14 protein-coding genes, 4 tRNA genes and 1 rRNA gene are annotated in these 19,489 nt (G+C 63.2%); all 19 read left to right on the plus strand.

Annotated elements, in window-relative coordinates:
• Positions 1-77: ribosomal RNA gene (gene rrf / locus K7I12_RS17635) — 5S ribosomal RNA — on the plus strand; the annotation flags it as partial.
• 226 nt (positions 78-303) lie between these two features.
• Positions 304-1,284: a biotin--[acetyl-CoA-carboxylase] ligase gene (locus tag K7I12_RS01660; protein WP_031384794.1), complete on the plus strand. Its 981-nt coding sequence runs from the start codon at positions 304-306 to the stop codon at positions 1,282-1,284.
• Positions 1,281-2,120: a type III pantothenate kinase gene (locus tag K7I12_RS01665; RefSeq protein ID WP_031384793.1), complete on the plus strand. Its 840-nt coding sequence runs from the start codon at positions 1,281-1,283 to the stop codon at positions 2,118-2,120. The genes K7I12_RS01660 and K7I12_RS01665 overlap by 4 nt, the downstream gene beginning before the upstream one ends.
• A 127-nt stretch (positions 2,121-2,247) precedes the next feature.
• Positions 2,248-2,331 (plus strand) — tRNA-Tyr (locus K7I12_RS01670).
• A 48-nt stretch (positions 2,332-2,379) separates the two neighbouring features.
• Positions 2,380-2,453, plus strand: a tRNA-Gly gene (locus K7I12_RS01675).
• A 40-nt stretch (positions 2,454-2,493) separates the two neighbouring features.
• A tRNA-Thr gene (locus tag K7I12_RS01680) sits at positions 2,494-2,568 on the plus strand.
• 142 nt (positions 2,569-2,710) lie between these two features.
• Positions 2,711-2,786: transfer RNA gene (locus tag K7I12_RS01685), tRNA-Trp, on the plus strand.
• A 74-nt stretch (positions 2,787-2,860) separates the two neighbouring features.
• Positions 2,861-3,229, plus strand: a complete 369-nt coding sequence (gene secE, locus K7I12_RS01690; RefSeq protein ID WP_031384792.1) for a preprotein translocase subunit SecE — start codon at positions 2,861-2,863, stop codon at positions 3,227-3,229.
• 8 nt (positions 3,230-3,237) lie between these two features.
• The gene (gene nusG, locus K7I12_RS01695) at positions 3,238-3,771 is read left to right on the plus strand and encodes a transcription termination/antitermination protein NusG (RefSeq protein ID WP_031384791.1); all 534 of its coding nucleotides are present in this window, start codon (positions 3,238-3,240) and stop codon (positions 3,769-3,771) included.
• Positions 3,772-3,861: 90 nt separating this feature from the next.
• A complete protein-coding gene (gene rplK, locus K7I12_RS01700) occupies positions 3,862-4,293 on the plus strand; it encodes a 50S ribosomal protein L11 (RefSeq protein ID WP_031384790.1) in 432 nt (143 codons plus the stop codon).
• 2 nt (positions 4,294-4,295) lie between these two features.
• Complete coding sequence (gene rplA, locus K7I12_RS01705) at positions 4,296-4,988, plus strand: 50S ribosomal protein L1 (RefSeq protein ID WP_031384789.1); 693 nt, start codon at positions 4,296-4,298, stop codon at positions 4,986-4,988.
• 248 nt (positions 4,989-5,236) lie between these two features.
• Positions 5,237-5,740, plus strand: coding sequence for a 50S ribosomal protein L10 (gene rplJ, locus K7I12_RS01710; protein WP_031384788.1), 504 nt, complete (start codon positions 5,237-5,239; stop codon positions 5,738-5,740).
• Positions 5,741-5,830: 90 nt separating this feature from the next.
• A complete protein-coding gene (rplL, locus tag K7I12_RS01715; RefSeq protein WP_231662820.1) occupies positions 5,831-6,202 on the plus strand; it encodes a 50S ribosomal protein L7/L12 in 372 nt (123 codons plus the stop codon).
• A 245-nt stretch (positions 6,203-6,447) separates the two neighbouring features.
• Positions 6,448-10,524: a DNA-directed RNA polymerase subunit beta gene (gene rpoB, locus K7I12_RS01720; RefSeq protein ID WP_231662821.1), complete on the plus strand. Its 4,077-nt coding sequence runs from the start codon at positions 6,448-6,450 to the stop codon at positions 10,522-10,524.
• Positions 10,525-10,608: 84 nt separating this feature from the next.
• Positions 10,609-14,826 (plus strand): DNA-directed RNA polymerase subunit beta', encoded by a 4,218-nt coding sequence (rpoC, locus tag K7I12_RS01725; protein ID WP_031384785.1) that lies wholly within the window; start codon positions 10,609-10,611, stop codon positions 14,824-14,826.
• A 146-nt stretch (positions 14,827-14,972) separates the two neighbouring features.
• Positions 14,973-15,347: a 30S ribosomal protein S12 gene (rpsL, locus tag K7I12_RS01730; RefSeq protein WP_031384784.1), complete on the plus strand. Its 375-nt coding sequence runs from the start codon at positions 14,973-14,975 to the stop codon at positions 15,345-15,347.
• A gap of 144 nt (positions 15,348-15,491) precedes the next feature.
• On the plus strand, positions 15,492-15,962 hold the full coding sequence (rpsG, locus tag K7I12_RS01735; protein WP_031384783.1) for a 30S ribosomal protein S7: 471 nt from the start codon (positions 15,492-15,494) through the stop codon (positions 15,960-15,962).
• A 32-nt stretch (positions 15,963-15,994) separates the two neighbouring features.
• Positions 15,995-18,115 carry an elongation factor G gene (gene fusA, locus K7I12_RS01740; RefSeq protein WP_031384782.1) on the plus strand — a complete coding sequence of 707 codons (2,121 nt, stop codon included), beginning with the start codon at positions 15,995-15,997 and terminating at the stop codon, positions 18,113-18,115.
• Between the two features lie 29 nt (positions 18,116-18,144).
• On the plus strand, positions 18,145-19,338 hold the full coding sequence (gene tuf / locus K7I12_RS01745) for an elongation factor Tu (protein WP_031384781.1): 1,194 nt from the start codon (positions 18,145-18,147) through the stop codon (positions 19,336-19,338).
• The last annotated feature ends 151 nt before the right edge of the window (positions 19,339-19,489 follow it).

A 19,489-nucleotide genomic window follows, 5' to 3' on the forward strand; every position in this document is an offset into this window, starting at 1 on the left:
CCGAACTCAGCCGTGAAACCGCTCAGCGCCGATGGTAGTGTGGGGCTTCCCCATGCGAGAGTAGGTCATCGTCAGGCATCTTCATGAAAAGCCCCCGGGACACCCCGGGGGCTTTTTTTTGTGGGTGCGCGAGAAAGCTGGGGCGCGCGTGAGTCCCGGACAGCCTGTGTTCGGGGTTTTTTCGTGGCCGGGAGATACGTCGCCACGGACGGCACTCTTGGAGCCAAGGTCCACTTTGATCGCTGTCGTTCCCGGCGGTGAGGCCTTCCGTTAAAATGGCGGTTTTCCCGACGGATGAAACCCATGACCATCGGTGATCTGATCCGGCTGCTGGGCGATGGCGGCTACCATTCCGGCGAACAGCTCGGCATACGGTTCGGCGTATCGCGGACCGCCATCTGGAAGCAGCTCAAGAAGCTGGAGGCGCTGGATATTCCGCTGGAGGCGGTCAAGGGGCGCGGCTATCGACTCTCGCGGCCACTCGAGCTGCTTGATGGTCAAGCGATCATCGCCGAGCTGCCGCGCGACTCACGGCGCCATCTGGTGCGGCTGTTCGTCGAGGAGACGCTGCCCTCGACCAACCAGTTCCTGCGCGAGCGTTTTGCCCAGGGCGCGGGTCATGCCGAGGTGTGTCTGGCGGAAAATCAGAATGCCGGGCGTGGCCGGCGCGGGCGAAGCTGGGCCAGCCCATGGGGGCGTAGTTTGCTGTTGTCGATCGGCTGGCGATTCGAAGGCGGCGCGGCGGCCCTAGAAGGTCTTAGCCTGGCGGTCGGCGTGGTGCTTGCGCAGGTGCTCGAGCGTCATGGTCTGGAGGTGGCGCTCAAGTGGCCCAACGATGTCCTGCTCAAGCAGGATGGGGCGCTCTGCAAGCTGGCGGGGATTCTGCTTGAGGTCAGCGGCGACGCCCAGGGCCCCTGCGAGGTGGTGATCGGCATCGGACTCAACGTATTTCTGCCGGATGCGCTTCGCGCGCGTGTCGACCAGCCAATTGCCGCGGTCGCCGACCAGGCGCCGGGAATTTCCCGCAATGCGCTGGCCGCCGAGCTGCTGGAGGGTCTGCTGGGGCTGCTGGTCGACTTCGAGCAGGAGGGCTTCACGGTGTGGCGGGAGGATTGGAATCAGCGCCACGCGCATGCCGGGCAGACGGTCGATGTGGTCCAGGGGCAGGCCCGATACGCCGCCATTGCCGAGGAGGTCGATGCCGCCGGCAATCTCTGTGTGCGACGCGAGGGCCGCCAGGAGCGTCTCGTGGGCGGTGAAATCAGCGTGCGGGGCCGCTCATGATCCTGGACCTGGATATCGGCAACACGCTTTCCAAGTGGCGCTTGAAGGACGTGGCCAGCAGCGAGATCCGCTCGCGCGGGGCGGTATGGACCCGTGAAGCGTGGCGACCTGGCGCCGATATCCCCGACCTTGACGTGGTTAGCACGGTGCGGATTTCCAGCGTCGCCCGGCGCGCTGTCCTGGAGGAGACCGTGGCTCTGCTGCGACGCCAGGTCGGGGTGGTGCATGTGGCCCACTCAACCCGCGAGGCGCTGGGCGTCAGTTGCGGCTACGAAGAACCGGAGCGGCTCGGCGTCGACCGCTGGATGGGCGCGTTGGCGGGCTACCACCTGACGGGGGGGTGTTGTACGGTCGACTGCGGTAGCGCGATCACCATCGATTTCGTGCTTCCCGGTGGCCGTCATCTGGGAGGCTATATCGTGCCCGGACTGCGGCTGATGAAGGATAGCCTCAAGCTCGGCACGCGCAACGTGGCGATCGACCCGGACAGCGAGGCCGACAGCCTGCTGCTGCCGGGAAGAAACACCGCGGCGGCGGTCAATCACGGCATCTTTATGGCCGCCGTCAGTGCCGTGAATCGCATCTACGGCGAAGTCTGCGATCGTGAGGGCGTCGCCCTGCCGCTGCTGATGACCGGTGGCGACGCGCGGGTCGTTTCGCGGGGGCTGCGGGTGCCCCATGCGCTCTGGCCCGACATGGTCTATGCGGGGCTCGAGGCAAGCTTTCCGCTGACTGCCGCCGAGCGTGCCGGGCGATTGTCCGGCGCGCCGCAGGTACCAAGTCCCGCGGGGCTGGAAAAGCTGCGCGCAAGTCTTGCATTGTCGATGCTGCTTTGAAACAATACGCGGCGTTCTGGGGCCGGGCCTTTTGACTCGTCAGTAGTTCAAGTCGCTGTAAAAGCTGAGTTTTGTACAGCAAGGGCTTGACAGTGTTGCCTCAGGCGGTAGAATTAGCCGCCACGTTGGAGGGGTTCCCGAGTGGCCAAAGGGAGCAGACTGTAAATCTGCCGCGAAAGCTTCGAAGGTTCGAATCCTTCCCCCTCCACCAGATTCATGTCGACGCGCTCGTGTCGTGCCGGTAGTGCAGAGTGGGTAGGCGGGCATAGTTCAATGGTAGAACCTCAGCCTTCCAAGCTGATGATGCGGGTTCGATCCCCGCTGCCCGCTCCAGTTATGTGCTGGTGTAGAAGTTGGTTGTAAAGGCGGTTCAGCTCATGTAGCTCAGGGGTAGAGCACACCCTTGGTAAGGGTGAGGTCGACGGTTCAAATCCGTCCATGAGCTCCACATTGCAAAAGGCGAGCGCGAGCTCGCTTTTTGTCTTTCTGCTCAGAGGGGTGGAAAGGGTTGTCAAGGCAAGATGTGTTAGGTATCATTCTGCCCGCTGTAGCGTCACTGCCTGCAATAGGCATTTGCGTTTTCAGAATGCAGGCCAGTAGCTCAATTGGCAGAGCAGCGGTCTCCAAAACCGCAGGTTGGGGGTTCGATTCCCTCCTGGCCTGCCAGTCTTCCCCAGGCTGGCGTCATTCCATATACTTCCGTCTTTTTCGCGTGCTGCGCCTTGAGGAGTTCCATCGTCATGAAGCAAAACGCCGAGGTGCAGAAGTCGCGCCACGATGCTCTCAAGTGGACGGTAGCCGTCATCCTCGCCGCGCTGGCCGTGGTTGGCAACAGTTACTTTGCCGATCAGGCCATGCTCTACCGCGTTCTGGGCGTGGTGGCCCTGGGGCTCGCCGCCGCTGGCGTGGCGCTGACCACCGCCAAGGGGCGGGATCTTATCGAGCTGGCTCGCAGTTCGCGCAAGGAGATCCAGCGCGTCGTCTGGCCCACGCGCCAGGAGACCGTGCAGACGACCATCATCGTGCTGGTCGCCGTGCTGCTGGTGGGGTTGATGCTGTGGCTGATTGACACCCTGTTGGGCTGGGCCATGTCCGGCATCATCGGTTAGGAGATTCCATGTCCAAGCGTTGGTACGTCGTACACGCCTACTCCGGTTTCGAGAAGCATGTCATGCGCTCGCTCATCGAGCGCGTGAAGCTTTATGGCATGGAGGATCAGTTCGGCGAGATCCTGGTGCCGACCGAAGAAGTCGTCGAGATGCGTGACGGCAAGCGGCGCAAGAGCGAGCGCAAGTTCTATCCCGGCTACGTGCTGGTCGAGATGGAAATGAACGACCAGACCTGGCACCTGGTCAATGAAACCCCGCGGGTGATGGGGTTCATTGGCGGCACGCCGGAGAAACCGGCGCCGATCACCCAGAAGGAAGCCGACGGCATCCTGCGCCGCGTGCAGGATGGCACCGACAAGCCGCGACCCAAGACGCTGTTCGAGCCGGGCGAGGCGGTGCGCGTCGTCGACGGCCCGTTCGCCGACTTCAATGGGGTGGTCGAAGAGGTCAACTACGAGAAGAGCCGCCTGCATGTCAGCGTGCTGATCTTCGGTCGCTCGACACCGGTGGAGCTCGAGTTCGCCCAGGTCGAGAAGGACTGACGTCCTTCGCCACCAATTTTTCGTCGGGCCGTCGAGGCGGTCCGCCAATCCGGGGAGCCGCGAGGCGCTACTACCCAACTGGAGTTCATCATGGCTAAGAAAGTCCAGGCCTACATCAAGCTGCAGGTCGCAGCGGGCAAGGCCAATCCGAGTCCCCCCGTGGGCCCCGCGCTGGGTCAGCACGGTGTCAATATCATGGAGTTCTGCAAGGCCTTCAACGCAGAAACCCAGGACATCGAGCCGGGTCTGCCGACGCCGGTGGTGATTACCGTCTACTCCGATCGCAGCTTCACGTTCGTCACCAAGACGCCGCCTGCTGCCGTGCTGCTCAAGAAAGCGGCCGGCATCAAGTCCGGTTCGGGTGAGCCGAACAAGAACAAGGTCGGCACCGTGACCCGCGAGCAGCTCGAAGAGATCGCCAAGACCAAGGAGCCGGACATGACGGCCGGCGATCTCGACGCCGCCGTGCGCACCATCGCCGGCAGCGCCCGCAGCATGGGCCTCAACGTGGAGGGTCTCTGATCATGGCTAAACTGTCCAAGCGCGCGCAGCTGTTCCGCGAGAAAGTCGACGCCTCCAAGGTCTATTCGGTAGACGAGGCCGTGGCATTGCTCTCCGAGCTGTCCAAGGTCAACTTCAAGGAGTCGCTCGACGTCGCCATCAATCTGGGCGTCGATCCGCGTAAATCCGACCAGGTCGTGCGTGGCGCCACCGTCATGCCCAACGGTACCGGCAAGGACGTGCGCGTTGCCGTCTTTACCCAGGGTGCCAACGAGGAAGCGGCCAAGGAAGCCGGTGCCGATATCGTCGGCATGGACGATCTTGCCGAGCAGGTCAAGAAGGGCAATCTGGACTTCGATGTGGTCATCGCCTCTCCCGACGCGATGCGCGTGGTCGGCCAGCTGGGCCAGATCCTCGGTCCGCGCGGCCTGATGCCCAACCCCAAGGTGGGTACCGTGACGCCCGACGTGGCGACCGCGGTCAAGAATGCCAAGGCCGGTCAGGTGCGCTTCCGTACCGACAAGAACGGCATCATCCACTCCACGCTGGGCAAGGTGGATTTCTCGGCCGATGCCATCCGTGGCAACCTCGACGCGCTGGTCAACGACCTCAAGCGCCTCAAGCCGAGCACCTCGAAGGGCATCTACTTCAAGAAAATGACCCTGTCCACGACCATGGGGCCGGGTCTGACCGTCGATCACTCTGCGTATATCTGACGTGTCGTACCAGGCAGTAACTTTGCGGTCCCCGTGCGCTGTTGCGCAGCGCTGGCGGGGCGCCGTCAAAGACCGCAGGCGTCATCCCCGGGTGACTTAATGGCTTAACGGTCGCCTGCGCAGATGGTGCCCCCGCCAGTTAGCTGGTGAGCACCATCATTCCGCGACCCGCCTGTAACGGCGGGTCGAGAAGGTAACCACCGGGGCAGTCTTGTTCGCAAGCGCCTCGGCACGAAGGAGTGAACACTGTGCCACTAGGTCTCGAAGGCAAGAAAGCGATAGTTGCTGAGGTCAGTGAGGCAGCGAAGGACGCTCTCTCCGTTGTAGTCGCCGACTCTCGCGGCGTCGATGTGGGCGCAATGACCGTATTGCGCAAGCAGGCTCGCGAGAACGGCGTGCAGATCCGTGTTGTCCGCAACACGCTGGCACGCCGTGCGCTGTCGGGCACTCCCTGGGAGTGCCTGAACGAGACGTTCGTCGGTCCGACCATGCTGGCCTTCTCCTATGAACATCCGGGCGCTGCCGCTCGTCTGTTCAAGGAGTTCGCCAAGAATCAGTCGGACTTCGAAGTCAAGGCGCTGGCCTACGAGGGTGAGTTCATCCCGGCCGTCGATCTCGACCGTCTGGCAACGCTGCCGACACGCGATGAGGCAATCGCCAAGCTGATGTCCGTCATGAAGGAAGCTTCTGCCGGCAAGCTCGTGCGCACCCTCGCTGCGCTGCGCGATCAGAAGCAGGAACAAGCCGCTTAAGGCGCCTGCTTGCCACAGCCTGAATCGTAGTTCCCGTTATCGAGCGCCGAACCCGCTACGGGGCGCTCCGCAAAGTTTAGGAAAGCAAACATGGCACTGACCAAAGAAGACATCATCAACGCCGTCGCCGACATGTCCGTGATGGAAGTCGCCGAGCTGATCGAAGCGATGGAAGAGAAGTTCGGCGTATCCGCCGCGGCCGCCGTCGTGGCTGGCCCGGGTGGCGGTGAAGCGGCTGTTGAAGAGGAGCAGACCGAGTTCGACCTGGTCCTGACCGCGGCCGGCGACAAGAAAGTCAACGTCATCAAGGTGGTTCGCGAGATCACCGGTCTTGGCCTGAAGGAAGCCAAGGGGGCCGTCGACGGCGCTCCGGCGACCATCAAGGAAGCGATGTCCAAGGACGACGCCGAAGAAGCCAAGAAGAAGCTGGAAGAAGCGGGCGCGTCTGTGGAGCTCAAGTAACCCTTGCGCTCCGAGGCTTCACGCGCTGCGTAAGCTTCCCTGGCTGGTGGCGGGACACCCGCTGCCGGCCTTTTTCTGTTGTTACTAGCGTCCTATCGTGTAGCTAAAACGGCCGATAAGTCGCTAAGCGAATTCCGACGGCGAGCCTCTTGCGGGGGCTTGCCGTCAGCGCCTGACGGGGTAGCCCCGGCAGGCGGCGCCGACCACGCATCGGTCACCCATGGTGAACAAGCTGGGGAATACAGATGGCTTACTCATACACTGAGAAAAAACGCATCCGCAAGGATTTCGGCAAACTGCCCCAAGTGATGGATGTGCCTTACCTGCTGGCCATCCAGCTTGATTCCTATTACGACTTCCTCCAGCAGGACCGGGCGCCCCAGGAGCGCCTCGAGGTCGGCTTGCATGCCGCCTTCAAGTCCGTGTTCCCGATCGAGAGCTTTTCAGGTAGCGCCGGGCTCGAATATGTCAGCTATCGTTTCGGCACTCCGGCGTTCGACGTCAAGGAGTGCCAGCTGCGCGGCGTAACCTACTCGGCACCGCTGCGGGTCAAGGTTCGACTGATCATCTACGACAAGGAATCGTCGAACAAGGCGATCAAGGATATCAAGGAGCAGGAAGTCTACATGGGGGAAATCCCCCTGATGACGGAGAACGGCACCTTCGTGGTCAACGGCACCGAGCGGGTCATCGTCTCCCAGCTCCACCGCTCGCCGGGCGTGTTCTTCGATCACGACAAGGGCAAGAGCCATTCGTCCGGCAAGCTTTTGTACTCCGCACGGGTCATTCCCTACCGCGGCTCCTGGCTGGACTTCGAGTTCGACCCCAAGGACAACGTCTTCGTGCGCATCGACCGTCGCCGCAAGCTGCCGGCGACCGTGCTGCTGCGCGCGCTGGGCATGAGCGCCGAAGAGATCCTCGACATCTTCTTCGACACCAGCACCTTCCACATCGAGAAGTCCGGCTTCTCGGTGGAGCTGGTGCCGTCGCGCCTGCGCGGCGAGACAGCGACCTTCGACATCAAGGACGCCGATGGCAGCCTGATCGTCGAGGAAGGCCGGCGCATCACCCAGAAGCACATCCGTCAGCTGGAAAAGTCGGGCCTCGAGCGTCTCGAGGTGCCGATGGAGTACCTGTACGGCAAGACGCTGGCCAAGGATCAGGTCGATCCCAACACCGGCGAGCTGATCTGCGAGTGCAACAGCGAATTGACCGTCGAGCTGCTCGAGAAGCTGGCCCAGGCGGGTATCACCCAGCTCGAGACGCTCTACACCAACGACCTGGACTGCGGTTCGTTCATCTCCGACACGCTCAAGCTGGATACCACGCGTTCCGCGCTCGAGGCACTGGTCGAGATCTACCGCATGATGCGCCCCGGCGAGCCGCCGACCAAGGAAGCCGCCGAGACGCTGTTCCACAATCTGTTCTTCACCGAAGACCGCTACGACCTGTCCGGCGTCGGTCGCATGAAGTTCAACCGGCGTCTGCGTCGTGAATCCGACACCGGTCCGGGCGTGCTCGACAACGGCGACATCGTTGCGGTGCTCAAGGAACTGATCAACATCCGCAACGGCTTCGGCGACGTCGACGACATCGACCACCTCGGCAACCGGCGCATCCGCTGCGTCGGCGAGATGGCCGAGAACCAGTTCCGTGTCGGCCTGGTGCGCGTCGAGCGTGCGGTCAAGGAACGCCTGTCGATGGCCGAGAGCGAAGGCCTGATGCCGCAGGATTTGATCAACGCCAAGCCAGTGGCGGCGGCGGTCAAGGAGTTCTTCGGCTCGAGCCAGTTGTCGCAGTTCATGGACCAGAACAACCCGCTGTCCGAGGTCACCCACAAGCGGCGTGTCTCGGCGCTCGGGCCGGGCGGTCTGACCCGCGAGCGGGCCGGTTTCGAGGTGCGTGACGTTCACGCCACGCACTACGGCCGGCTGTGCCCGATCGAGACCCCGGAAGGGCCGAACATCGGCCTGATCAACTCGCTGGCCACCTACAGTCGCGCCAACAGCTACGGTTTCCTCGAGACGCCGTACCGCAGGGTCGTCGATCGTCAGGTCACCGACGAGATGGTTCACCTGTCGGCGATCGAGGAGGGTGACTTCATCATTGCCCAGGCCTCGGCCACTGTCGACGAGGGCAACAAGCTGGTCGACGATCTGGTGCAGGTCCGCCACCGCGGCGAAACCACCTTCATGGCGCCCGACAAGGTGACCCTGATGGACGTCTCGCCGCGCCAGGTGGTGTCGGTCGCCGCGGCGTTGATTCCGTTCCTCGAGCACGATGACGCCAACCGCGCCCTGATGGGCTCTAACATGCAGCGTCAGGCGGTGCCCACGCTGCGCGCCGACAAGCCGCTGGTGGGTACCGGCATGGAGCGCTTCGTCGCCCGCGATTCCGGCGTGTGTGCCGTGGCCCGGCGCGGCGGGGTGATCGACTCGGTCGACGCCCAGCGAATCGTGGTGCGGATCAACGAGGACGAGATCATCGGCGGCGAAGCCGGCGTCGACATCTACAACCTGACCAAGTACATCCGTTCCAACCAGAACACCTGCATGAACCAGCGCCCGATCGTGCGCCCGGGCGATGCGGTGGCGCGTGGCGACATCCTCGCCGACGGCCCGTCCGTCGACATGGGCGACCTGGCGCTGGGCCAGAACATGCGCATGGCCTTCATGCCCTGGAACGGCTACAACTTCGAGGATTCGATCCTGGTCTCCGAGCGGGTGGTGCAGGAGGATCGCTTCACCAGCATCCACATCCAGGAACTGACCAGCGTTTCGCGCGACACCAAGCTGGGCGCCGAGGAGATCACCTCGGACATTCCCAACGTCGGCGAGTCGGCGCTGTCCAAGCTCGACGAGGCGGGGATCGTCTACATCGGTGCCGAAGTCGGCGCCGGCGATATCCTGGTCGGCAAGGTCACGCCCAAGGGCGAGACCCAGCTGACCCCGGAAGAGAAGCTGCTGCGGGCGATCTTCGGCGAGAAGGCCTCCGACGTGAAAGACACTTCGCTGCGTGCGCCGACCGGCATGAAGGGTACGGTCATCGACGTTCAGGTATTCACCCGCGACGGCGTCGAAAAGGACTCGCGGGCGCTGGCGATCGAGCAGATGCAGCTCGACGAGGTGCGCAAGGACCTGCAGGAGACCTACCGCATCGCCGAGGAGGCGACCTTCGAGCGCTTGAAGCGCGCGCTGTCCGGCCAGGCCGTCAACGGCGGGCCCAAGCTCAAGAAGGGCGACGAGCTGTCCGAGGAGTACCTCGACGAGTTGCCGCGTCAGCAGTGGTTCAAGCTGCGCCTGCAGGATGAAAGCCTGAATGAACTGCTCGCCCAGGCCGACGAACAGCTGGAGAATCGCCGCAAGGAGATGGACGAGCGTTTCGAGGACAAGAAGCGCAAGCTGACCCAAGGTGACGACCTGGCGCCGGGCGTGCTGAAGATCGTCAAGGTCTACCTGGCGGTCAAGCGGCGCATCCAGCCGGGCGACAAGATGGCCGGCCGTCACGGCAACAAGGGCGTCATCTCGGCGATCATGCCGATCGAGGACATGCCGTTCGACGACCAGGGCGAACCGGTCGACGTGGTGCTCAACCCGTTGGGCGTGCCGTCGCGGATGAATGTCGGGCAGATCCTCGAGACCCACCTGGGCATGGCCGCGCGCGGGCTCGGGGTGAAGATCGACGCCATGCTGCGCGACGCCCGCGAACAGCAGGTCGGCGAGATCCGCGAGTTCCTGGGCAAGGTCTACAACACCCAGGGCACCCGTCACGAGGACATCGAGTCGCTGTCCGACGACGAGGTGATCGCCCTGGCCAGGAACCTGCGCGGCGGCGTGCCGATGGCCTCGCCGGTGTTCGACGGCGCCCAGGAGCAGGAGATCAAGGGCCTGCTCAAGCTCGCCGATCTGCCCGACTCGGGCCAGATGACGCTCTACGACGGGCGTACCGGCGAGCAGTTCGACCGTCCGGTGACCGTGGGCTACATGTACATGCTCAAGCTCAACCACCTGGTGGATGACAAGATGCATGCGCGTTCCACCGGTTCCTACTCGCTGGTCACCCAGCAGCCGCTGGGCGGCAAGGCGCAGTTCGGCGGTCAGCGTTTCGGCGAGATGGAGGTGTGGGCGCTCGAGGCGTACGGCGCCGCCTACACCCTGCAGGAGATGCTCACGGTCAAGTCCGACGATGTCGAAGGGCGCACCAAGATGTACAAGAACATCGTCGACGGCGACCACGCCATGCAGGCGGGCATGCCGGAGTCCTTCAACGTGCTGGTGAAGGAAATCCGCTCGCTGGGTATCGATATCGAGCTGGAAGGCTGAACGCCCGACGCTGAACAATGACGGTCCGCGGGACCCCGCTGGATTCGGGTCCCGCTCATGACAACTCCGCAACGGAGCGACCCCATGAAAGATTTGGTGAAAGTCCTCAAATCGCAGTCACAGTCCGACGAGTTCGACGCGATCAAGATATCGCTGGCGTCGCCGGACATGATTCGCTCCTGGTCGTATGGCGAAGTCAAGAAGCCGGAGACCATCAACTACCGTACGTTCAAGCCCGAGCGTGACGGCCTGTTCTGTGCCAAGATCTTCGGCCCGGTGAAGGATTACGAATGCTTGTGCGGCAAGTACAAGCGCATGAAGCATCGCGGCATCATCTGCGAGAAGTGCGGCGTCGAGGTGACCAAGGCGGTGGTGCGCCGCGAGCGCATGGCACACATCGAGCTGGCCAGCCCGGTCGCGCACATCTGGTTCTTGAAGTCGCTGCCGTCGCGCATCGGCATGTTCCTCGACATGACCCTGCGCGACATCGAGCGGGTGCTGTACTTCGAATCGTTCGTGGTCATCGATCCGGGCATGACCACCCTCGAGCGCGGTCAGCTGCTCAACGACGAGCAGTACTTCGAGGCGCTCGAGGAGTTCGGCGACGACTTCGACGCGCGGATGGGCGCCGAAGCGGTCCAGGCGCTGCTCAAGGACATCGATCTCGGCGAGGAGATCGAGCGTCTGCGCGAGGAGATTCCGCAGACCAACTCCGAAACCAAGATCAAGAAGCTCTCCAAGCGCCTCAAGCTGCTGGAGGCCTTCCACAAGTCCGGCAACGCCCCGGCGTGGATGGTCATGGAAGTGCTGCCGGTGCTGCCGCCGGACCTGCGTCCGCTGGTGCCGCTGGACGGCGGACGCTTCGCGACCTCGGATCTCAACGACCTGTACCGCCGAGTGATCAACCGCAACAACCGCTTGAAGCGCCTGCTCGATCTCAATGCGCCGGACATCATTGTGCGCAACGAGAAGCGTATGCTGCAGGAATCGGTGGATGCGCTGCTCGACAACGGCCGTCGCGGCCGGGCGATCACCGGCTCCAACAAGCGTCCGCTCAAGTCGCTGGCCGACATGATCAAGGGCAAGCAGGGGCGCTTTCGTCAGAACCTGCTGGGCAAGCGCGTCGACTATTCCGGGCGTTCGGTGATCACCGTCGGCCCGACCCTGCGCCTGCATCAGTGCGGTCTGCCCAAGAAGATGGCGCTCGAGCTGTTCAAGCCGTTCATCTATTCCAAGCTGCAATCCAGCGGCCAGGCGTCCACCATCAAGGCCGCCAAGAAGATGGTCGAGCGCGAGCTGCCCGAGGTGTGGGATATCCTCGCCGACGTCATCCGCGAGCATCCGGTGCTGCTCAACCGCGCGCCGACCCTGCACCGCCTGGGCATCCAGGCGTTCGAACCGCTGCTGATCGAAGGCAAGGCGATCCAGCTGCACCCGCTGGTCTGCGCCGCCTACAACGCCGACTTCGACGGCGACCAGATGGCCGTGCACGTGCCGCTGACGCTGGAAGCCCAGCTCGAAGCGCGCGCGCTGATGATGTCGACCAACAACGTGCTGTCGCCGGCCAACGGCGAGCCGATCATCGTGCCGTCGCAGGACGTGGTGCTGGGTCTGTACTACATGACCCGCGAGAAGATCAACGCCAAGGGCGAGGGGATGGTGTTCGCCAATCTCAAGGAAGTCGAGCGCGCCTTCGGCACCCAGAGCGTGTCGCTGCATGCCCGGGTCAAGGTTCGTCTGACCGAGTATCTGCCCGAGGTGGAAGACGGCGAGCTCATCGAGAAGACCTCGCTGTACGACACCACCGTCGGCCGTGCGCTGCTGTTCCGCATCCTGCCCAAGGGCGCGCCGTTCTCGCTGGTCGACCAGCCGATGAAGAAGAAGTCGATCTCTAGATTGATCAACGAGGTCTATCGCAGCGCCGGCCTCAAGGAAACGGTGATCTTCGCCGACCAGCTGATGTACACCGGCTTTCGGCTGGCGACCTGGTCCGGGGCGTCGATCGGCGTCAACGACTTCGTCATCCCCGGTGCGAAGGCCGAGATCGTCGACGCCGCCGAGGACGAGGTCAAGGAGATCGAGGATCAGTTCTCCTCGGGCCTGGTCACCGCCGGCGAGAAGTACAACAAGGTCATCGACATCTGGTCGAAGGCCAACGACAAGGTCGCCAAGGCGATGATGACGGGGATTTCCAAGGAAACCGTCACCGACCGCGAAGGCAACCAGGTCGAGCAGGACTCGTTCAACAGCGTGTTCATCATGGCCGATTCCGGGGCGCGGGGTAGCGCCGCGCAGATTCGCCAGTTGGCGGGCATGCGCGGGCTGATGGCCAAGCCGGACGGCTCGATCATCGAGACCCCGATCGTCGCCAACTTCCGTGAAGGCCTGAACGTTCTGCAGTACTTCATCTCGACTCACGGCGCGCGCAAGGGCCTGGCGGATACGGCACTCAAGACCGCCAACTCCGGCTACCTGACGCGGCGTCTGGTCGATGTCGCCCAGGACCTGGTGGTCACCGACACCGACTGCGGCACCGAGGAAGGTCTGACGCTGCATCCGGTCATCGAGGGCGGCGACATCATCGTCTCGCTGGCCCAACGCGTGCTGGGTCGCGTGGTGGCCCGCGACGTCGTCGATCCGTCCAGCGACGAGGTGCTGATTCCCAAGGGCACGTTGCTCGACGAGGCCTGGTGCGAGGATCTCGACACCATGGGCGTCGACGAGATCGTGGTGCGCAGCGCAATCAGCTGCGAGACCCCGCATGGCGTCTGCTCGGCGTGCTACGGACGCGATCTGGCGCGCGGCCATCAGGTCAACCAGGGCGAGTCGGTGGGCGTCATCGCCGCCCAGTCGATCGGTGAGCCGGGTACCCAGCTGACCATGCGTACCTTCCACATCGGCGGCGCCGCGTCGCGCGCCTCGGCGGTGGACAGCGTGCAGGTCAAGCACGGCGGCCGGGTGCGGCTGCACAACATCAAGCACGTCGAGCGCGCCGACGGCAAGCTGGTGGTGGTGTCCCGTTCCAGCGCCCTGGCCGTCGCCGACGACCACGGTCGCGAGCGCGAGTACTACAAGCTGCCCTACGGCGCCGAGCTGTCGGTCAAGGATGGCGATGCGGTCGACGGCGGTCAGACGGTCGCCAAGTGGGACCCGCATACCCACCCGGTGGTCGCCGAGGTCGAGGGCAAGGCGCAGTACATCGACATGGACGAGGGCATCACCATCCACCGCAGCGTGGACGAGATGACCGGTCTGTCGTCGATCGAGGTGATCGAGGCGGCGTCGCGGCCGGCGGCGGGTCGCGACAAGCGGCCGCTGCTGATGCTGCTCGACGAGGCCGGCGAGCACGTCACGCTGCCGGGCTCGAACACCCCGGTGCAGTACCTGCTGCCCGGCCGGGCGATTGTCTCGGCGGAAAACGGCGCCACGATCGGCGTCGGTGAGGTGATTGCGCGCATCCCGGTGGAGGCATCCGGCAACAAAGACATCACCGGGGGGCTGCCGCGGGTCGCCGACCTGTTCGAGGCGCGCAAGCCGAAGGAGCCGTCGATCCTCGCCGAAATCACCGGTGTGATCAGCTTCGGCAAGGAGACCAAGGGCAAGCGTCGTCTGACGATCACTCCGGAATCCGGCGATCCGTTCGAGATGCTGATTCCGAAATGGCGCCAGATCGCGGTGTTCGAGGGCGAGACCGTCGAGAAGGGCGAGGTGATCTCCGACGGGCCGAGCAACCCGCACGACATCCTGCGGCTGCTGGGTGTCGCCGAGCTGGCCAAGTACATCACCGCCGAGATCCAGGAGGTCTATCGCCTCCAGGGCGTGGGCATCAACGACAAGCACATCGAAGTGATCGTGCGTCAGATGTTGCGCAAGGTGGAGATTACCGACGCCGGCGACGCCGACTTCATTCCCGGCGATCAGGTCGAGCTGGTCCGGGTGCTCGAGGAGAACGCCCGCCTGGCCGGCGAGGACAAGTTCCCGGCCAAGTACGAACGCGTGCTGCTGGGCATCACCAAGGCCTCGCTGGCCACCGAGTCGTTCATCTCCGCGGCTTCCTTCCAGGAGACCACGCGGGTGCTGACCGAGGCGGCGGTGACCGGCAAGCGCGACTACCTGCGCGGGCTCAAGGAGAACGTCGTGGTGGGTCGTCTGATCCCGGCGGGCACCGGCTTGACGCATCACGCCGAGCGCCGTCGCCGGCGCGAGGAGGCGGCCAATCCGTATCAGCCGTCGGCCTACGACGTCGAGCAGGAGCTGGGTGCCCAGCTGACCGCGCTCGATGCCGACGACGACGACCTGTAAGGCAGTGCGCGGGAGGGGCCGGCACCTTGGGCGCCGGCCTTGACGCCGCTCGTGGCAAGACTTTAGAATGCCCAGCCTTTAATAGTGGGGTGGGTACGCCCGCGCTTGCTATTAAGGCAAGGCAACCATTGGAGACAGCTACAGACATGGCAACGATCAACCAGCTCGTGCGCAAGCCGCGCAAGCGCCAGGCCGCCAAGAGCGACGTGCCGGCGCTTGAGGCCTGCCCGCAGCGCCGCGGGGTCTGCACCCGCGTGTACACCACCACGCCGAAGAAGCCGAACTCAGCACTGCGCAAGGTGTGCCGCGTTCGTCTGACCAACGGCTACGAAGTCACCTCCTATATCGGCGGTGAAGGCCACAATCTTCAGGAGCACTCCGTGGTCCTGATCCGTGGCGGCCGTGTCAAGGACTTGCCGGGTGTGCGCTATCACACCGTGCGTGGCGCACTCGATACCTCGGGCGTGCAGAATCGTAAGCAGGGCCGTTCCAAGTACGGCACCAAGCGTCCCAAGACCTAACCGTCCGGACGTCGCAATATCAGCGTAACTATTTCGAGCGTAACAACGGTCAGATAAGAGTAAGGTCGAGCGGCGCCCGCGGTTGTAGGTCTCGGCGCGCGAGTCTCGGGTTTACCTGAAGGACCCTTCAATTGAGGGCTTATCATGCCTAGAAGAAGAGTTGCCGCTAAGCGCGAGATTCTTCCGGATCCTAAATTCGGAAGCGAGCGCCTGGCTAAGTTCATGAACCACTTGATGTACGGCGGCAAGAAATCTGTAGCTGAGCGTATCGTATACGGTGCGCTGGACCGGGTTGCCGAGCGCGGGAAAGATGCGCCGCTGGAAATCTTCGACAAGGCCCTGGAGGCGATCCAGCCGATGGTCGAGGTCAAGTCACGCCGGGTTGGTGGTGCGACTTATCAAGTGCCCGTGGAAGTGCGTCCCTCGCGGCGTCAGGCGCTGGCCATGCGCTGGCTGGTCGACGCCGCCCGCAACCGTGGTGAGAAGACCATGGTGCTGCGTCTGGCCGGCGAAATGCTGGACGCCGCCGAAGGCAAGGGCGCTGCCGTGAAGAAGCGTGAAGACGTGCATCGCATGGCAGAAGCCAACAAGGCCTTCTCTCACTACCGCTTCTAAAGCGTCGCTTCTAACCAACGGGGAGTCCCATCGTGGCACGTAAGACACCACTCAAGCGTTACCGCAATATCGGTATCGTTGCCCACGTCGACGCCGGGAAGACCACCACTACCGAGCGTGTCCTGTTCTATACCGGTCTGTCCCACAAGGTCGGCGAGGTCCATGAGGGCGCTGCCACCATGGACTGGATGGAGCAGGAGCAGGAGCGTGGCATCACCATCACCTCCGCGGCGACCACCTGCTTCTGGCAGGGCATGAGCAAGCAGTTCGATGAGCATCGCATCAACATCATCGACACCCCGGGGCACGTCGACTTCACTATCGAAGTCGAGCGCTCCCTGCGCGTGCTCGATGGTGCAGTCGTCGTGCTGTGCGGCAGCTCCGGCGTTCAGCCGCAGACCGAGACCGTGTGGCGTCAGGCCAACAAGTACGAAGTCCCGCGCATGGTGTTCGTCAACAAGATGGACCGTGCCGGTGCCGACTTCTTCATGGTCATCGATCAGTTGAAGAGCCGGCTGGGCGCCAATGCCGTGCCGATCCAGATCAACTGGGGCGCGGAAGAGGAGTTCAAGGGCGTCGTCGACCTGATCGAGATGAAGGCGATCCTGTGGGACGAAGCCAACCACGGCATGAACTACGAGTTGGTCGACATTCCGGCTGACCTGCAGGAAACCGCCGAGAAGTACCGCGAGGAAATGGTCGAGGCCGCCGCCGAGGCGTCCGAGGAATTGACCGAGAAGTACCTCGAAGGTGGTGAGCTGACGATTGCCGAGATCAAGGCCGGCCTGCGTCGTCGCACGCTGGACAACGAGATCGTGCTGGTCACGTGTGGCTCCGCGTTCAAGAACAAGGGCGTCCAGGCGGTGCTCGATGGCGTCATCGAGTACATGCCGTCACCCACCGAGGTCAAGGCCATCGAGGGTGAGCTGGACGACAAGGACGGCACCATCGCCACGCGCGAAGCGGACGACAGTGCGCCGTTCTCGGCCCTGGCCTTCAAGATCGCTACCGATCCGTTCGTCGGCACCCTGACCTTCATTCGCGTCTATTCCGGCGTGCTAAAGTCCGGTGACAGCGTTTACAACTCTGTTAAACAGAAAAAAGAGCGCGTGGGCCGTATCGTCCAGATGCACGCCAACTCCCGTGAAGAAATCAAGGAAGTTCTGGCGGGTGACATTGCGGCCTGTATCGGTCTCAAGGACGTCACCACTGGTGACACCCTGTGCGACATCAACGAGAAGATCGTTCTGGAGCGCATGGAGTTCCCGGATCCGGTCATCTCGGTGGCGGTCGAGCCGAAGTCCAAGGCCGATCAGGAGAAGATGGGCGTCGCACTGGGCAAGCTGGCTCAGGAAGACCCGTCGTTCCGCGTCCAGACCGACGAGGAGACCGGCCAGACGATCATCTCCGGCATGGGCGAGTTGCATCTCGACATCCTCGTCGACCGCATGCGTCGCGAGTTCAAGGTCGAGGCCAACATCGGCAAGCCGCAGGTGGCCTATCGCGAGACCATTCGTCGCAGTGTCGAGCAGGAAGGCAAGTTCGTCCGTCAGTCGGGCGGTCGCGGTCAGTACGGTCACGTGCACCTGCGCATCGAGCCGTTGACGGCCGAAGACAAGGGCGAGGACGAGGACATGCACTTCAAGTTCGCGTCCGAGATCGTCGGCGGTGTGGTTCCCAAGGAATACGTGCCGGCCGTCGAGAAAGGGGCCTATGAGCAGCTGCAGAACGGTGTCATCGCGGGTTACCCGATGATCGACGTCAAGGTTACGCTGTTCGACGGCTCCTACCATGACGTGGACTCCAACGAGACCGCGTTCAAGATCGCCTCTTCGATGGCGGTCAAGGAAGGGGCTCGCAAGGCCAAGGCCGTCCTGCTGGAGCCGGTGATGAAGGTCGAGGTCGTGACCCCGGAGGATTTCATGGGTGATGTCATGGGCGACCTGAACCGCCGTCGTGGCCTTGTACAGGGCATGGATGACTCCTCTATGGGCAAGGTCATCCGCGCCACGGTTCCGTTGGCTGAGATGTTCGGTTACGCGACCGATCTGCGTTCTCAGACCCAGGGCCGCGCAAGCTACACCATGGAGTTTGCGAATTACGAAGAGGCGCCGTCCAGCGTCGTTGAAGCCGTCATCAACCAGAACGGTTAACCGTTAGCTAACGTAAAGAGGTTATAGCAGTGGCTAAGGAAAAATTTGAGCGTTCCAAACCGCATATCAACGTCGGCACCATCGGTCACGTCGACCACGGCAAGACCACGCTGACTGCGGCTCTCACTCGTGTTTCCGCCGAGGTGTTCGGTGGCGACTGGCGCGCCTTCGATACCATCGACAACGCTCCCGAAGAGCGTGAGCGTGGTATCACCATCTCGACCGCGCACGTCGAGTATCAATCCGAGACGCGTCACTACGCCCACGTCGACTGCCCGGGACACGCCGACTACGTCAAGAACATGATCACCGGTGCTGCGCAGATGGACGGCGCGATCCTGGTCTGTTCCGCCGCTGACGGCCCGATGCCGCAGACCCGCGAGCACATCCTGCTGTCGCGTCAGGTCGGCGTGCCGTACATCGTCGTGTTCCTGAACAAGGCCGACATGGTCGACGACGAAGAGCTGCTCGAGCTGGTCGAGATGGAAGTGCGCGAACTGCTCTCCGAGTACGACTTCCCGGGCGACGACACGCCGATCATCATCGGTTCCGCGCTGATGGCGCTCGACGGCAAGGACGACAACGGCATGGGCACCACCGCCGTTGCCAACCTGATCAAGTCCCTCGACGAGTACATCCCGGAGCCGGAGCGTGCCATCGACCAGCCGTTTTTGATGCCGATCGAGGACGTGTTCTCGATCTCCGGTCGCGGTACCGTGGTGACCGGTCGCGTCGAGCGCGGCATCGTCAAGAGCGGCGAGGAAGTCGAGATCGTCGGTCTCAAGGACACCGTCAAGACCACCGTTACCGGTGTCGAGATGTTCCGCAAGCTGCTCGACGAAGGGCGTGCCGGCGAGAACATCGGTGCCCTGCTGCGTGGCACCAAGCGTGACGACGTCGAGCGTGGCCAGGTCCTGGCCAAGCCGGGCAGCATCAACCCGCACACCGTCTTCGAAGCCGAAGTCTACGTGCTGTCCAAGGAAGAAGGCGGTCGCCATACCCCGTTCTTCAAGGGCTATCGTCCGCAGTTCTACTTCCGGACCACCGATGTGACCGGAACCTGTGAACTGCCGGAAGGCGTCGAGATGGTCATGCCGGGCGACAACGTGCAGATGACCGTCACGCTGATCGCGCCGATCGCCATGGAAGACGGCCTGCGCTTCGCGGTTCGCGAAGGCGGTCGTACCGTGGGCGCCGGCGTCGTCGCCAAGATCGTCAAGTAAGTCTCGGACTGCTGATGATTGAAGGGGGCTCCGCAAGGAGCCCCCTTTTCTGCGCATGTTGGCTTTCCCGTTTGACTCTGGGAAGTTGCATGCCTATAATGCGCATCCTTTAAATGCGTGGGTAGACGGCTCGCGCCGTCGACATCCATTG

Source organism: Halomonas sp. IOP_31 (assembly GCF_021151495.1).
Taxonomy (GTDB): Bacteria; Pseudomonadota; Gammaproteobacteria; order Pseudomonadales; family Halomonadaceae; genus Modicisalibacter; species Modicisalibacter zincidurans.